Genomic DNA, 14,607 nt, shown 5'->3' with positions numbered 1-14,607 from the left:
CCTTCAAGTTTAAGTTTCGCAGGTACGAGTTGAATGTCTTTTAAAAATTTATTTTCGGGCATTATTATTGAACCCGCAGATAAACAATGAGTTGAAAGCAAAAACAAAACTGTCAAAACCCTAAACATTTTGAGAGTGAGTTGATTTATAAAATTCAAAATCATTTTATCTTATTTTTACACTATAAACAGATTAATATATGGAAAAACTGAAAATATTCTTCGAAGAGCATGCCTTTGGGGTTTGCTCAAGACTTGGAGAAAAACTCAATTTTCCGATCGATAGCATCCGGCTATTCTTTATTTATTCTTCATTTGTAACGATGGGATCTCCAATTATCCTTTACGTGAGCATGGCAATGATGATGAAAATCCGAAAGTATTTCCGCAAAATGAACAATCCGGTGCTTTTTGATTAAAGTTGAGTAAATACCCGTTTTCTCAAAACCAGATAATTCCAAAAGATAAACTTAACAGGGCCTGAGGTTGAACTGTCTACCTCGGGCTTTTTTAGGGGTCTTTCTAAATTTTCAATTCCTGAAAAAAAGTCCCTATATCCCCGAAATACTCCCAAGGCATGCTCTTTTTTGCCTGACATCAAATATCCCACTGCCGCAGCCATTTCCATGATGCTCTTAGCTACAATTATTCCAAAAAAACGGAGTGGATTCACATTTTTATAAATCATACTGAGGTTGTTTCGGATATTGAGGTAAAGCTTTTTTGGACTGGACCGGTCTAAAGTCGCACCACCCTGATGAAAAACAGTGACCGCACCTAAATACCCGATTTTTTTTCCCGACCGCCTCAGTCTCCAACACAAATCAATCTCCTCCATGTGGGCAAAAAAATGCGCATCAAAACCCTCCTGCATAAAAAAATCGGCTGCGCGAATTACCAGACAGGCGCCTGAAGCCCAATCCACCTGCACCTCATCATTGTATTGCCCATGGTCAGACTCGAGCGTATTCCATATCCTCCCTCGACAATAAGGGTAGCCCAGTTCATCCAAATACCCACCACCTGCCCCTGCATAATCAAACATTTTTCGGTCTTGCCAGGAAAGGATTTTCGGCTGAAGAGCCGCGTATTCCGGTTTGCCATCCAAGCAGTCAACCAAATCCCGATCCCATGCCGCGGTGACTTCAACATCTGAATTTAATAAAATGAAAAATTCATATTTTCCCCGAAGCTCCTCTAATCCCCAATTGTACCCCCCGGCATAGCCAAAGTTGGAACCCAGCGAAATAAGATTGATTTGAGGATAATTGGCTGTGAAAAGCTCGACTGAATCATCAGTGCTGGCATTATCAATGATCCAAATATCATAGGAACTGTGGGTGACCACTGAAGGTAAAAAGGTGGATAAAACATCTTTGCCGTTGAAATTCAGAATGACTATTGCTGCCTTATTCATAGGATCAAATTTACTTAACAATGGCTATTAGCCCAGGCAGGCTCGAGTTAAATGGATTTGTGTTTTTTTTTAATTGGTTGGTCATACCTACCGGCCAGATAGGTGGAAAGTCCCGGTTAATTATGCTCCTATGTGAGGACGTTTTCTAATGGGCCTTTCATCCGAACATGCTGCCCAAGTCCATTCCGGGTATGTTGGGGATCATTCCCTCGGTAGCCACTTTCATTTCAGCTTTGATCTTCACATCTATCGCCTCCATGGCTTTATTGGTCGCTGCTACGATCAAATCGCTCAGCATTTCTTTGTCATTTGGTGTCACTAGGGATTCATCCATCTCGATTTTCATCACTTTTCGGTCCCCATTGACCAGAACTTTGACCATCCCTGCACCGGCTTCTCCCTCGGCAGTCAAATGCACCAGCCGCGCCTGAGTTTCTTTAATCTTCGCTTGGGCTTCCTTTACTTTGCCCATCATTCCCATGATATCAAACATATCTTTTCAATTTTATTTTTAATGGATTTACAATTCAATAATTGACTATTCTTTATGCCAGATTTGACTCCACAAGTTAACTAACGCTATTTCAAAAACTATTACTCATTGTTTTTCAAATTCATTTAGATTTCTTGGGTAACTTTTATAATACTTATCAAGTACAAATAAGTGACTAACCCGGACAAAGTCATGAAAACCATACTCACCATCGAGAAAGAAAATATTTCAAACTTGAGTTTTTCAATAGCCGAAGTAATTCCTGATCCTAATGGGCAGAAAAAACGAATGGCAGACCTCTACAGATCTCAAACCTTGGGAAATTTACTTCACACTAAAGTCAAAATCACATTTGAAGCTGCGGATCAGCAGATTTACATGGTTGAAACAACAGTTTGGGCTGTTGGAAATAGTTTTGTGTCATTGAAAGGAGGTGTTTTTCTTCCTATCCGATCCATTCTTCAGGTCGATTAGGACAGTAAAACTATAGCTTTAGAAATATCCAACCTTTGCTGATCCCCTGTAACCATATTTTTTACGGAGATTATTCCTGCTTTAAGTTCCTCTTCACCGCAAATTCCCACAAATGGAATTTCTTTTTTATTGGCAAATTCAAACTGCTTTTGAATTTTCGTTTGATTGGGGTAAATCTCAGTCTTAATCCCTGCGTTACGGAATTGACTGAGCAAACCCAAAGCATATTCAAAACCCTTCTGGTCAAAATAGGTCAACAGTATTCGGGTACTGGTATGACTCTCTTTTGGGAATGCCTTCAACTCATCCAACACATCATACAATCGATCCACCCCAAAGGAGAAACCCACGCCTGAAACACCCGGAAGTCCAAATACTCCGGTCAGATTATCATATCTCCCTCCACCACTCACAGATCCTATGGAAACATGGTGAACTTTCACCTCAAAAATTGCTCCCGTGTAATAAGAGAGACCCCGGGCAAGCATGATATCAAAGTCAATATGATCCAGATTTTCTCCCATTTGAGAGAGAATCCCGAAGGCCCCTTCCAATTCCTCCACCCCTTTCAATCCTACTTCTGAGTTTTTCAGAAAGAGTTTCAAAAAATTCAGCTTACGCTTCATATCACTTTCCAGGGAAACCAAAGGGGCTAAACTTTCGATTGATTTTTGTCCGAAACCTCGTTGTAAGAGTTCTTCCTTTACTTTTTCCCAGCCAATCTTATCCAATTTATCAATAGCCACACAGAGCGGCCCTTCTTTTCCTACCTCACCGATGGCTTCAGCTATACCGGTCAGAATTTTCCGGTTGTTGATTTTGATACTATATTCCCTGAGCCCCAGATTTTCAAAAACACGACGTATCATCAAGACGATCTCTGCTTCACACACCAAGCTGTCTGTTCCCACCACATCAGCGTCGCACTGATAAAATTCGCGGTAACGGCCTTTCTGAGGACGATCTGCTCTCCAGACTGGCTGAATTTGATAGCGCTTGAAAGGGAATGTCAACTCATTTCTATTCATCACCACATATCTTGCAAAAGGAACCGTCAGATCGTATCTAAGTCCTTTTTCCGAAACTTTATTCAAAACTGCTCCGGGTCCCTTGTCTAAATCAGCTGTAGTTACATCTTTCAAAAGATCACCACTGTTCAGGATTTTGAAGAGTAACTGATCTCCCTCATCACCATATTTACCGGTCAGCGTATTGAGATTTTCCATGGCCGGAGTCTCGATTTGCTGGTAGCCAAATAATTGGAAGGTATCCCTTATGGTGTCCAAAATGAAGGTTCTACGGGCCATCTGCAATGGTCCAAAATCTCGGGTTCCTTTTGGCAAACTCGGTTTTTGCATGAGTGAATTCAGGTGATTGGTCGTCAAATTTATTTAAAAATCAGTAAAGGACTGCCCGATTGATTAATTTACTATGGAATAAAATAAGAAGATTTGTAGGCAGAAAAGAATTGTTTCCTTACTTTTGCGCTTCGTTTTGAATCAAAAATATTAAAAATATACGTCCATGGCTGTAACTACACTCAAAAGAAAACTTAAAAGAAAAAGACAAGGTCAGACCGCTCGCGTGATCAAAATCAAGCAGTTGTGTGCGAAGCCTGTAATCAAAAACGTAGACGTTGAGGCTCTAAAAGCTTCTTTTGCTAAGTAATTGACAGTCTTTTAAAAGATATGAAGGCGGCCAGTGGTCGCCTTTTTTTCGATAAAAGTTTCCTGCTTCAAAGCATCTATTTGATTCTTTCTTTTTGTAGCCGTTCAAATTCTTCCAGCAAGGCAATCAACTTGATTCTCACATTTTTGTCAGAAATATCCAATCCCATGGAGGAGAATTGGGTATGAATAAACTTTAGTGCATTGTACGGTGTGACTTTAATTTTTTTGAAAGCAGCCTCTTCGGGACTGAGGATGTTATTGTACATATCCATCAATACATACCCCCGATCTGATGTTCTCAAGACCTCAAGCGCCTTATCTATGACTGAGTTCCAATTCATGTGAGTTTAGTTAATCAAGCAATGACTCTTGGGGAAAAGAGTCAAATCAGGTGTGTTAAGCACATCAAAAATACATGGAATAATTTCTTTTAAACAGCTTAAATTCCAGAATGGTTTTCATTTATCCCCATCATAAATTTTTTACCCTATAGTTTTTATAGACTTTAATCATTTTTGAAAGAATAATTTTTATATTTGTCATACTAACTATTGGTATGACACAAGAACTTTTCGCGAAATACTCTTTCCTGCTCGACCGTACGGCTCGTAAGGTAAAGCAATATGCCCAGCATCAGTTCAAAACAGGGGAATTTGACGTCACTGTGGATCAATGGTTAGTATTGAAAAACCTTTCTGAAAACGAACTGTTGAGCCAAACGGAATTGGCTAATCTGGTATTCAAAGATCATCCTACCCTCACACGTATCATTGACCTTCTTTGTAAAAAAGGATATGTAGAACGCGTTCCACATCCTCAAGACCGGAGGAGCTTTCAACTTCTACTCACTGAGTCTGGATCAGCTAAGGTCTCGGCACTCAAACCTAAAATCCTCGAAATTCGAGAAAAGGCTTGGGAAAACCTTACCACCAGAGATTTTGAGGAGTTTAAACGAATTCTTGATACCATTTATCAAAATTTGGATTGCCAGATTGGCGAGGAATAAAAGTATTTAGTGTACTAATTATATTTGTACGAACATTTTGGAATTTACATGGGTTAAACCCAAAAAGCCATGAATACAAACACAATCCATACCGACCTCTGTATCATAGGAGCTGGCCCTGTGGGGCTTTTTGCTGTTTTTGAAGCAGGATTGCTCAAGATGCGTTGCCACCTGATCGATGCCTTGCCACAAGTGGGAGGTCAGCTATCGGAGATCTACCCCCAAAAGCCGATTTATGATATCCCGGGATATCCAGAGGTAAAAGCACAGGATCTGGTGGACAATCTGATGGAACAGGCCAAGCCATTCCAGCCCACCTTCACCCTCGGTGAGCGTGTGGATCACATCGATAGACAGGCGGACGGGAGTTTTGTGGTAACCACAAGTGACAAAACTCATGTGCATGCCCAAGTCATCATCATCGCCGGAGGATTGGGTTGTTTCGAGCCAAGAAAGCCAGTCCTCACCAATCTGGAAACCTATGAGGGAAAAGGGATTACTTATATGGTGAAAAATCCCGAAACATTCCGTGACAAAAATGTGGTCATTGCAGGAGGGGGGGATTCCGCTTTGGATTGGTCAATCTACTTAGCTAAGGTGGCAAAACGTGTTACACTGGTACATAGAAATGAGACTTTCCGTGGTACTCCGGATTCTGCCGCCAAGGTGTTTGACCTAGCAAACCGGGGTAAAATCGACCTGATACTTTCCGCCAATCTGAAAGAAGTGAACGGAAACGGAAAACTTGAAAAAGTAATCCTTGAGGACAAATGGAAGCAGGACATGACTCTGGAAGCAGATTACCTGATTCCATTGTTCGGATTGAGTCCAAAGCTGGGACCAATTGCTGATTGGGGACTCAGTATTGACAAAAACGCAATTGAAGTCGATACCCGTGACTATTCCACAGGAGTAGAGCGGATCTATGCCATTGGCGACATCAATACCTACCCGGGTAAGTTGAAGCTGATTCTATGCGGATTCCATGAAGCCGCAATCATGATGCACTCAGCATTTAAATACGTGTATCCGGATCAAAAATTGAGCTTCAAATATACCACCGTAAACGGCGTCAACGCATTCTAACCCCACCCCCCGCCATGATCAAATTTACTGTAGAAGACCAAGACGGCAATCGTCAAGACATCGAAGCCCCGGACGACATGGGTTTCAGCCTGATGGAAATCCTGAAGGCATCTGAATACCCCGTTTTGGCGACTTGTGGCGGAATGGCCCTTTGCGCTACCTGCCATGTGGAAATATTGGAAGGAAAAGATGGACTTGGTCACGCGACTGACATAGAATTGGATCAGCTGGAAAACCTACCGGAATACTTCCCTACTTCCCGACTCGCTTGCCAAATACGCATCGAAGATATTCTCGATGGTGCAGTGCTGAGGTTGAGAGGGGAAGATGTAGTTTGATTTGAAATTTGATGCTTCTACTTCGCTCAGCACAAGAATTTGAGATTGAAACCATTCGGAGTCGAGTGGTTTTTTAATTTGTCTAATTTGAAAAAACAATAAATGGCCCCTCATAGGCAAACAAATAGGTCATTTCAGTTTCAATATATTCTTCTAAAAAAAAGTCATACAACTGCTGATAAGTCACCATCCGAATGGATTTATCGTCTGGAAAATATTCTAATCTCCTAATCTCAAATTTAAAATCAATTTGCTTTGGGTTATTTGACCAAATTCCCATATCTCCGAAAAAATTCAATTCCAGCTCACCATTTTCTTTGAGCGCTACAATTCTCCGGTTAAATCCACATCCCCTGATAATTTCCACCTCATTTGTAATTTTATCCACCCGATCCAAAAATGTAAACGTTTTAAAATCCATAACAGGAGTTTGCTTATTCAGTCGCCATTCAATAGAAAATCTCCCTGTACCACACCATGAAAATTTAGGTATGTGCTCGGTGGTTTGCTCACCTGAATTTGTGAAATCTACCGGAATAGCTGTAGTTATGGATTCTACGACATATACACCATAAGGACCATCAGGTTTTTCTTCTTCCTGACAACCAATCAGGAAAATAAGGGTAAGAACATAAAATGATGCAATTTTTCTCATAGCTAAATATAAGTATTAAGTTGATTATTTTTTCTATTTACCTTGGTTAAACTTACCGTTCCTTTTTTTGAATACTAAAAACGACTTCTTATCCAAGAGGAGATCTTATTTTTATAACTAATTTAAAAATGGTTTATTGATTTAAGCCTCTGAGCTCTTTTCACTTTTGTATTCCAACACATGGAAAGGGAGAAAAACGACACCAAAGACATCCACTGATCTTTTATTAACTTACCTCTCGCTCAATTCATAAAACAAAATGAAAACCCTACTCCTCTTTCTGTTTTTTATCCCCAATCTGGTTTTCTCCCAAATCACAACAGGACAGAAAGAAGGCGCAGTCAAAATCCAACAATTGATCGAACAATATTCTCATGCAAGGGAAACGCAGGATACCGTTTTACTTAAAAGGATATTGACAGATGACATCGATCAATTGGTGTCAAGCGGAGAATGGAGAATTGGAATAGAAGAGTCTCTCAAAGGAATGCAAAGCAGCACCCAATCCAATCCTGGAAGTCGTAGGCTTAAAGTAGAAAAAATCAAGTTTCTATCGGAAAAAATCGCCCTGGTAGACTGCCGCTATACCATTGAAAGTCCCAACGGGGCCGAGCGAAACATGTGGAGCAGTTTTACAGTACTTTTTCATAAAAACCAGTGGAAAATCACAGCTATCCGAAATATGAACCCTACAGGAGGAAACTAGAATCATAAACTTTTAACTTATTGATTTTTAATTATATAAATTCGGATATCCAATAAAGTGGAAACCAGAAACCACTTAAAAAAACGGGGCGAAACCGAAAAGCCTGACGAGTAGGTATTCCCAAAATCCCTCTAATATGCCAAAGTATGTCATCGAGCGAGAAATCCCCGGAGCGGGAAATCTCAGCGCTGCGCAATTGAAAGGTATATCACAGACCTCCTGTGGTGTGCTAAGCAAAATGGGTCCGGAGATTCAATGGCTTCACAGCTATGTCACCGGGGATAAAATTTACTGCGTATACATTGCCCCAAATGAAAAAATGATAAGAGAACATGCCAGACAAGGCGGATTTCCTTCCAATTCCGTTGCTGAAGTCAAAACAATGATAGATCCTGTCACGGCTGAATAATTTTATTTTTACTCAAAAAGTGTAGGAGTCCCATACTTTTTGAGTAATTCAAAACCATACCAACTTTTAGTCCATGCGAATCCTTTTCCTTTTTACGCTAATCCCACTCTTATTTTGGAATTGCAAATCCCAAACTGATCCACCCACTCTAATCCTTGCCAACGGCAAAATCTGGACAGGAGAAGGACCGGACACCTTTGCGGAAGCTGTGGCAATTAGAGGAAACAACATCTCAAAAACCGGGGATTCAAAATCGATTTTGGAACTTGCCGGGTCGAACACAGAAATTATCGATCTACAAGGCAAGCTTGTCACTGCCGGCTTTAACGATGCCCATATTCATTTTCTTGGAGGTTCACTGGGTTTAACCCAAGTGGATTTATTAGCAACCACTTCTCTGGATCAAGTCATTTCCATTACGGAAGCGTTTATTGAAAGAAATCCCGAAAAAGACTGGATCACTGGCCGAGGCTGGCAATATACCTACTACAGTTCAGGCTTACCGGATCATCAGAGCATGAAAGCTTTGGATATCGGTAAACCGATTTTCCTCCGTGCCTATGACGGACACAGCGCGTATGCCAACCCAAAAGCATTGGAACTGGCAGGAATCACTTCTTCCTCAGTTTTTGAAGGCTTTGGCGAAGTGGTAAAAGATTCCAAAGGAAATCCCACGGGCGCACTCAAAGAAGGCGCTATGGCATTGGTCGGAGACTTAGTGCCAGGACCCAGCTACGATGACAAAATGAATGCCCTCAAAAAGGGGATGGAACTCGCGGCTTCCCTTGGAATCACCAGCATTCAGAATGCCAGCGGAAGTGAAGAGGAATTGAAGCTATATCTTGATTTGATGAAAAAGGGAGAACTGTATATCCGCTATGCTGCCGCTTTTTCGGTGGGAGAAAAATCTACAGCTGAGGAACTGACACGATTTAATTTTCTAAAAGATAGTCTTGGTGCTGAAAATCCATGGATACGTGCCGATGCCATCAAGTTTATGATCGATGGAGTGATCGAGTCACACACCGCAGCGATGCTCGACCACTATTCCGACCTATTACCCGATGACGAACTAGCCCTTGGCATGCTCAACATTTCCTCTGTAAAGTATCAGAACTTGGTTAAGGAATTAGATGCCAAAGGCTTCCGTCTTTACACGCATGCCATCGGAGACCGGGGAGTGAGAGAGGTCTTTTCCGCCTATGAAAAGGCAGTACATGAGAATTCCTTCCGGGAAAGAAGGCATCGCATTGAGCACATCGAAACCTTATCTCCGGATGATATTCTGCGATTTGCAGCATCAGGGATAGTAGCCAGTATGCAACCCATTCATGCAGACCCTGCCACGGTGGGTGTCTGGTCTAAAGCAATCGGTGAGGAGAGGATACCTTGGTCCTTTGCTTGGAATTCGATTTTGACCAGTGGCGCAAAACTCGTTTTTAGTTCTGACTGGCCTGCATGCATAAGTCTGGATCCCATCCGAGGCATTCATGTGGCTGTCAACCGACGCGATCCTTTCGGTTTTCCGGAGATCGCTTGGATTCCTAAAGAAAAAATCAGCATATATGAGGCTTTGAAAGCCTATACCTCCCTAGGTGCCTTTTCTTCATTTGAAGAAGACCGAAAAGGTCTGATCAAAGAAGGTTACTTGGCTGACTTGATTGTTTTATCCGAAGATCTTTTTATTATAGACCCGATGAAAATCCATGAAGTAAAGGTGACAACAACAATTATCGATGGGAAAGTGATATTCGAAAGGAAATAGCTGTATCATTTTCTTTCTCTCCATCGTATTAAAGGAAAAAACCCAATGACTATGAAAAGACTTGTGATTTTAATTGCTGTTTCTTTCTTGAGTTCATGCGAGCTTTTTGATGATAAATCCAAAACCTATGAACTTGAAGAAATCCAAGAACTATACAATGAAATTGTAGCCCTGTCAGAATCTGTTTCATGCACGAATTCTGCAGAATGGAAGCTCACCCCAATGGGGAGTAAAGCCTGTGGTGGGCCTACACGTTACATCGCATACCATCAAAGTGTCGAATCCCGATTTTTGGGTTTGGTAACACAATACACGGAACTTCAGGCGGAGTATAATAAAAAAAACAACATTCCATCTGATTGTGCCGTGGTAGTTGAACCCCGGGGAATTGTGTGTGAAAATGGAAAGCCGGTGTTTATCGGAAATTAAAATTAAAATACCTACAGCAGGCCTGAAGTTCAGGGGAATCCCAGAATCCATCTATTCTCCTTACCTGCCAAAGACAGGCAGTTGATTTTTAAATTAAAAAAGGCCGGTATTCCGGCCTTTTAACATTAACAGAAATTGGTGTTAAGTTTAAATCTGCTAATAGGATGGGCAACACCTGTCAGTTACCGTTTTTGTAAAATTGATCGTGGTACTGATACCGTATATCATTTTTCGCTTTGATTTCTTTGGATTCGGTATCAATGACCATCACCGGAGGATTAGATTCTCCTGATTTAGCAGCGGACCAAGCAGGAAGCTCCCCCCCATTTGGATTACCACTTTTCACAAATTTAGTAAAATAGTTAAACATCGTATTGGAGACTTTAAAATCCTCCTGACTCCATTGGAATTCTTTAACTAAATGCAGATTACCCATTGCATATTCGATCTCCGCAGCATGGCGGGCACCGATTTGCCTGGGGGCCGGGGCAGGATTCCCGCTTCTTACTGTCCCCCCTGCCAAACCTGCTGTCAGGCTCTTGTCCACCAAAGGCGGTGAAAGCTTACTGAACAAATAGCGGTAAACCGGCTGCTGACTGTGGTTTCTGTGCAAGTCAAACCACTTCCAAGTACTGTAGGATATAAATCGGTCAGAGGCTAAATCCGTCGCGGCATATTCTACTTCTTCGGCGGTTTCGTGTGGATGAAGCATCAAAACTTGCTCCCAATCACTGGGATAAGTTTCCTTAACTTTGGCAATGAATGCCTGTTTAGTATAGGGTTGACCCTGCATAAAAGCCTGTCCGGGAATCTCAGCCGAATTCCAGCCCAAAAGCAAAGGAACCTGAGCTTGTTCTCCGGCCCTGAAGATTTCAGGAAGAGATTTGGGTAAAAAGTAATTGTCAATCACTACAGGAAAACCGAATCTTTTGGACTCCTGATAGATTTCAAATACATCCTTGGCAGACAACTTTCTCAATTCCGAGATGGTCGTATATCCCGCCAATTCGATAAACTCCTTGCCGGTTTTTTCGGCTTCAGAGAGACCTACAGGAGCTAAAGTTGGATTGATTCCTGCACCGCTTTCTCCAATTGCCCCATGAATGAGATTTTTTGCAAGTGGGGAGGCCATTTGATAGGAGACTGAAATAGAACCCGCAGATTCACCTGCGATGGTCACTTGATTGGGATTACCTCCGAAAGCGGCAATATTATCTTTCACCCATTGGAGCGCTAAAGTCTGATCAAGCAAGCCATAATTACCCGAACCCTTATAAGATGTTTCAGCACTGAGTTCAGGATGGGCTAAAAACCCAAAAATCCCCAAACGATAATTGACAGTAACTACAACAACTCCCTCCTTCGCCATGGATTCCCCGTTATATCGCGGTTCGGAAGCGTCTCCCGCCACAAAACCCCCACCGTAGAAATACACCAAAACAGGTAAATCCTTAGAATTTCGCTTGGCTGGTGTCCAGACATTTAAATAAAGGCAATCCTCAGAAACTCCGTCAGAAAAAGAGTTCATATCCCCAAAAACCAGCCCTTGAACAGGTCTAGCACTAAATTTCTTGGTTTCCTTGACCCCTATCCATTTGTCTGCCGGCATTGGAGCCTTCCAGCGGAGTTCTCCTACTGGAGGCTTGGCAAAAGGAATCCCGAAATAAGCCGAAATTCCATTGGTCACGTCGTAATTGCCTTCGATAATTCCATTTTTCAGTATAATCTGGACAGGCATGAAATTATTACTTTGAGCGTAGACAGAAAGAAAACCAAAAAAGAAAATCGCACAACAGGCTATCGTCAATTTCATAAAATGATGCGTTATTGGTTTCTATTGTATCATTATGAGACAATAATACTTGGTTCTGCCGAAAAAACCTAGTTACTTGGATCAGAATTAAGTCCCGATATGCCACTTCCTGAACTCTCCCAGTTTATCCCCCACCTTGCTTACGATTCCGTAGTCTTTGGTTTTTCGAGGGGCAAACTCAAAATTCTCCTCATGGAATACCACGCTACGGGTTGGCATGCGCTTCCCGGAGGATTTATAGGGAAAACCGAAAACCTGGAAGATGCCGTTAAGCGTGGCTTATTTGAGCGAACCGGATTAAAAGAAATTTACCTGGAGCAGTTTCATACGTTTGGAGAAGTCAACCGATTTAAGCCAGAGGTAATGAAGCGAATTTTGGAAGCCAACGACTATTCCGTACCACCTGAATATTGGATGTTGGATCGATTTTTCTCGGTCGCCTATTATGCACTCATCGACCACGAAAAAGTGACTTTACAACCCGACGCAATATCCGATTCTATTGCTTGGTATGAGATCGAGCAACTTCCGGAATTAATTTTTGATCATGGGCAAATTGTCCAAAAAGCACTACAAACCCTTCGAGAAAACCTGGATCGGAAACTGATCGGCGGCAATCTCCTTCCTGACCACTTCACCATGAATGAACTCCAGGCTGTCTATGAGGCGATTTTGGGTGAAAAACTTCGCCGTACCAGTTTTCAGCGAAAAATGCTCAGCATGGATATTCTCGACCGGCACGAAAAACTCTTTACCGGCAAAAGCCACAAAGCTCCTTATCTCTACAGCTTTAAAACCCGCTAAACCATGAAATATAAACTTTTACCTTTCCTAGTGCTTGGTATCCTACTTTTTTCCTGCGAAAAAAAAGAAACCTCATCCAGCTTATCGATCAATTCTGTAGCTACGGAAGGTGGCTTGATATCAGGGAAATTGGACTCCAGCGGTCAGATCAAAATCTTTAAAGGAATTCCATTTGCGGCACCACCCCTTGGAGACTTGCGCTGGAAAGCTCCTCAACCCGTACAGCCATGGGAAGGGATTAAAACCTGCACAGAAAATCCTCCTTCTCCGATGCAAAATCCTCCTATTCCATTTTTTGCCTGGTCATCTGAATTTTTGATACCAGCCCAGCCGATTTCGGAAGATTGTCTCTACCTCAATGTGTGGACAGCAGCAGAAAAATCAGACGAAAAGCGTCCGGTGATGGTGTGGATCTATGGGGGTGGATTTGGGTCGGGTGGAAGTACGGTGCCGCTTTACGATGGAGAGGACTTAGCAAAAAAAGGGATCGTGTTTGTCACAATCAATTACCGGGTAGGTATTCTGGGTTTTTTGGCCCATCCAGAACTCAGTGCCGAAAATCCGGATCAGACCTCTGGTAACTATGGCATTTTGGATCAAATAGCCGCATTGGAATGGGTGAAAAAGAATATCCGTGCATTTGGCGGGGATCCTGATAATGTAACCATCGCGGGCCAATCTGCGGGGGCTTTCAGTGTGAATGCATTGGTTGTATCACCCAAGGCAAAAGGACTTTTTCACAAAGCAATTGCACAAAGCGGAGGCATGTTTACTCCAAATAATGGGTTAGTATCCGGACTGCAAGGAGCTGAAGAACGAGGAAAAGTATTGACAGACACCTTGGGTCTCTCCCTGGCTGACCTTCGAAAAATTCCTTCCGACAGCCTATTGAAACTTGCGGGGAGATTTGGCCCGGTATTCGACGGAAAAGTGCTTCCCGGAGTCAGAAAGGCATTTGAAGATGGTGCTTTTTCAGATGTACCACTCCTGACAGGATGGAATGCTGATGATCGTGTTTCCGGTAATCAAGCGATTACTCCGACTGAATTTATCGCCAATGCCAAAAAGCAATATGGAGGTCGGGCTGGTGAATACTTGCAACTTTTCCCCTCGGGAAATGAAGTAGAACTGGAAGAGACCCTAAAAACTATCGGAGTTTTAAGCTTTGGCTTTCAGAATTATACTTGGGCAAAAATGCAAACCGAAAAAGGACAAAACGAGGCCTATCTTTACTATTTCACGCGTGTTCCACCCGGCGAACCCAATTTCGGAGCCTTCCATTCTGCGGAGTTCAGTTATGCACTCCACACTTTAAGAAATTGGAATCGTCCTTTTGAGAAGGCGGATTATGAGTTGGAGAAAAACATGTCGGACTATTGGGTGAACTTTGTAAAAACAGGCAATCCTAATGGTAAAAACCTCCCTAACTGGCCTGTTTTCGATCCGGAAAACCCCTTGGTCATAGAGCTTGGTACGGATGCCAAAGTAAGAGCCTTACCTTTTTGGGAGCAGATGAAGTTTATGGAAAGTCTAAACAAATAAA

General features: G+C 42.2%; 17 protein-coding genes. 11 read left to right on the top strand and 6 right to left on the bottom strand.

Features of this window, described 5'->3' with window-relative positions; genetic code table 11:
* Positions 1-199: 199 nt before the first annotated feature.
* A complete protein-coding gene (locus BLQ81_RS10720; protein ID WP_092729955.1) occupies positions 200-418 on the top strand; it encodes a PspC domain-containing protein in 219 nt (72 codons plus the stop codon).
* On the opposite strand, the gene BLQ81_RS10715 is transcribed toward BLQ81_RS10720, so the two are convergent.
* Together BLQ81_RS10715 and BLQ81_RS10710 are read right to left on the bottom strand one after the other, a co-directional pair.
* Positions 415-1,416, bottom strand: coding sequence for a glycosyltransferase family 2 protein (locus BLQ81_RS10715; protein WP_092729954.1), 1,002 nt, complete (start codon positions 1,414-1,416; stop codon positions 415-417). The genes BLQ81_RS10720 and BLQ81_RS10715 overlap by 4 nt on opposite strands.
* A 157-nt stretch (positions 1,417-1,573) precedes the next feature.
* Complete coding sequence (locus tag BLQ81_RS10710; protein ID WP_092729953.1) at positions 1,574-1,909, bottom strand: YbaB/EbfC family nucleoid-associated protein; 336 nt, start codon at positions 1,907-1,909, stop codon at positions 1,574-1,576.
* A 192-nt stretch (positions 1,910-2,101) separates the two neighbouring features.
* On the opposite strand from BLQ81_RS10710, the gene BLQ81_RS10705 reads away from it, so the two are divergent.
* Entirely contained in the window at positions 2,102-2,383 is a 282-nt protein-coding gene (locus tag BLQ81_RS10705; protein ID WP_092730011.1) for a hypothetical protein, read from the top strand.
* On the opposite strand, the gene hisS is transcribed toward BLQ81_RS10705, so the two are convergent.
* Complete coding sequence (hisS, locus tag BLQ81_RS10700; protein WP_092729952.1) at positions 2,380-3,741, bottom strand: histidine--tRNA ligase; 1,362 nt, start codon at positions 3,739-3,741, stop codon at positions 2,380-2,382. The two genes, BLQ81_RS10705 and hisS, sit on opposite strands and share 4 nt — an antisense overlap.
* Positions 3,742-4,127: 386 nt before the next feature.
* Positions 4,128-4,394: a hypothetical protein gene (locus tag BLQ81_RS10695; RefSeq protein WP_092729951.1), complete on the bottom strand. Its 267-nt coding sequence runs from the start codon at positions 4,392-4,394 to the stop codon at positions 4,128-4,130.
* 215 nt (positions 4,395-4,609) lie between these two features.
* Between BLQ81_RS10695 and BLQ81_RS10690 the strand changes: the two genes are divergently transcribed.
* The 3 genes from BLQ81_RS10690 (at position 4,610) to BLQ81_RS10680 (ending at position 6,483) form a co-directional block, all read left to right on the top strand.
* On the top strand, positions 4,610-5,059 hold the full coding sequence (locus BLQ81_RS10690) for a MarR family winged helix-turn-helix transcriptional regulator (protein ID WP_092729950.1): 450 nt from the start codon (positions 4,610-4,612) through the stop codon (positions 5,057-5,059).
* Positions 5,060-5,128: 69 nt separating this feature from the next.
* Positions 5,129-6,145 (top strand): NAD(P)/FAD-dependent oxidoreductase, encoded by a 1,017-nt coding sequence (locus BLQ81_RS10685; protein WP_092729949.1) that lies wholly within the window; start codon positions 5,129-5,131, stop codon positions 6,143-6,145.
* Between the two features lie 14 nt (positions 6,146-6,159).
* On the top strand, positions 6,160-6,483 hold the full coding sequence (locus BLQ81_RS10680; protein WP_092729948.1) for a 2Fe-2S iron-sulfur cluster-binding protein: 324 nt from the start codon (positions 6,160-6,162) through the stop codon (positions 6,481-6,483).
* Positions 6,484-6,565: 82 nt separating this feature from the next.
* Here the strand turns inward: BLQ81_RS10680 and BLQ81_RS10675 are convergent, their stop codons facing one another.
* A complete protein-coding gene (locus tag BLQ81_RS10675) occupies positions 6,566-7,138 on the bottom strand; it encodes a hypothetical protein (RefSeq protein ID WP_092729947.1) in 573 nt (190 codons plus the stop codon).
* A gap of 259 nt (positions 7,139-7,397) precedes the next feature.
* Here BLQ81_RS10675 and BLQ81_RS10670 point away from each other — a divergent pair, with 259 nt between their 5' ends.
* From BLQ81_RS10670 to BLQ81_RS10655, 4 genes are all read left to right on the top strand, one after another.
* Positions 7,398-7,844, top strand: a complete 447-nt coding sequence (locus BLQ81_RS10670; protein ID WP_092729946.1) for a nuclear transport factor 2 family protein — start codon at positions 7,398-7,400, stop codon at positions 7,842-7,844.
* 136 nt (positions 7,845-7,980) lie between these two features.
* Positions 7,981-8,253 carry a DUF4242 domain-containing protein gene (locus BLQ81_RS10665; protein ID WP_092729945.1) on the top strand — a complete coding sequence of 91 codons (273 nt, stop codon included), beginning with the start codon at positions 7,981-7,983 and terminating at the stop codon, positions 8,251-8,253.
* Positions 8,254-8,326: 73 nt separating this feature from the next.
* Entirely contained in the window at positions 8,327-10,018 is a 1,692-nt protein-coding gene (locus tag BLQ81_RS10660) for an amidohydrolase (RefSeq protein ID WP_092729944.1), read from the top strand.
* A gap of 51 nt (positions 10,019-10,069) precedes the next feature.
* Entirely contained in the window at positions 10,070-10,447 is a 378-nt protein-coding gene (locus BLQ81_RS10655) for a hypothetical protein (protein ID WP_139183613.1), read from the top strand.
* Positions 10,448-10,625: 178 nt separating this feature from the next.
* Here the strand turns inward: BLQ81_RS10655 and BLQ81_RS10650 are convergent, their stop codons facing one another.
* Complete coding sequence (locus tag BLQ81_RS10650) at positions 10,626-12,260, bottom strand: carboxylesterase/lipase family protein (RefSeq protein WP_092729942.1); 1,635 nt, start codon at positions 12,258-12,260, stop codon at positions 10,626-10,628.
* Between the two features lie 99 nt (positions 12,261-12,359).
* Between BLQ81_RS10650 and BLQ81_RS10645 the strand changes: the two genes are divergently transcribed.
* The gene (locus BLQ81_RS10645; RefSeq protein WP_092729941.1) at positions 12,360-13,064 is read left to right on the top strand and encodes an NUDIX hydrolase; all 705 of its coding nucleotides are present in this window, start codon (positions 12,360-12,362) and stop codon (positions 13,062-13,064) included.
* 3 nt (positions 13,065-13,067) lie between these two features.
* A complete protein-coding gene (locus BLQ81_RS10640) occupies positions 13,068-14,606 on the top strand; it encodes a carboxylesterase/lipase family protein (RefSeq protein WP_092729940.1) in 1,539 nt (512 codons plus the stop codon).
* Position 14,607 lies beyond the last annotated feature (1 nt).

Source organism: Algoriphagus alkaliphilus, from assembly GCF_900103735.1.
Classification (GTDB): Bacteria; Bacteroidota; Bacteroidia; order Cytophagales; family Cyclobacteriaceae; genus Algoriphagus; species Algoriphagus alkaliphilus.
This window is presented reverse-complemented; position numbering and strand designations above follow the sequence as displayed.

Coding starts and splice junctions, on each gene's coding strand:
- BLQ81_RS10650 (WP_092729942.1), bottom strand. CDS start 12,260: ATGAAATTGACGATAGCCTGTTGTGCGATTTTCTTTTTTGGTTTTCTT.
- BLQ81_RS10720 (WP_092729955.1), top strand. CDS start 200: ATGGAAAAACTGAAAATATTCTTCGAAGAGCATGCCTTTGGGGTTTGC.
- BLQ81_RS10645 (WP_092729941.1), top strand. CDS start 12,360: ATGCCACTTCCTGAACTCTCCCAGTTTATCCCCCACCTTGCTTACGAT.
- BLQ81_RS10685 (WP_092729949.1), top strand. CDS start 5,129: ATGAATACAAACACAATCCATACCGACCTCTGTATCATAGGAGCTGGC.
- BLQ81_RS10665 (WP_092729945.1), top strand. CDS start 7,981: ATGCCAAAGTATGTCATCGAGCGAGAAATCCCCGGAGCGGGAAATCTC.
- BLQ81_RS10640 (WP_092729940.1), top strand. CDS start 13,068: ATGAAATATAAACTTTTACCTTTCCTAGTGCTTGGTATCCTACTTTTT.
- BLQ81_RS10670 (WP_092729946.1), top strand. CDS start 7,398: ATGAAAACCCTACTCCTCTTTCTGTTTTTTATCCCCAATCTGGTTTTC.
- BLQ81_RS10715 (WP_092729954.1), bottom strand. CDS start 1,416: ATGAATAAGGCAGCAATAGTCATTCTGAATTTCAACGGCAAAGATGTT.
- BLQ81_RS10660 (WP_092729944.1), top strand. CDS start 8,327: ATGCGAATCCTTTTCCTTTTTACGCTAATCCCACTCTTATTTTGGAAT.
- BLQ81_RS10690 (WP_092729950.1), top strand. CDS start 4,610: ATGACACAAGAACTTTTCGCGAAATACTCTTTCCTGCTCGACCGTACG.
- BLQ81_RS10655 (WP_139183613.1), top strand. CDS start 10,070: ATGAAAAGACTTGTGATTTTAATTGCTGTTTCTTTCTTGAGTTCATGC.
- BLQ81_RS10705 (WP_092730011.1), top strand. CDS start 2,102: ATGAAAACCATACTCACCATCGAGAAAGAAAATATTTCAAACTTGAGT.
- BLQ81_RS10675 (WP_092729947.1), bottom strand. CDS start 7,138: ATGAGAAAAATTGCATCATTTTATGTTCTTACCCTTATTTTCCTGATT.
- BLQ81_RS10695 (WP_092729951.1), bottom strand. CDS start 4,394: ATGAATTGGAACTCAGTCATAGATAAGGCGCTTGAGGTCTTGAGAACA.
- hisS (WP_092729952.1), bottom strand. CDS start 3,741: ATGCAAAAACCGAGTTTGCCAAAAGGAACCCGAGATTTTGGACCATTG.
- BLQ81_RS10680 (WP_092729948.1), top strand. CDS start 6,160: ATGATCAAATTTACTGTAGAAGACCAAGACGGCAATCGTCAAGACATC.
- BLQ81_RS10710 (WP_092729953.1), bottom strand. CDS start 1,909: ATGTTTGATATCATGGGAATGATGGGCAAAGTAAAGGAAGCCCAAGCG.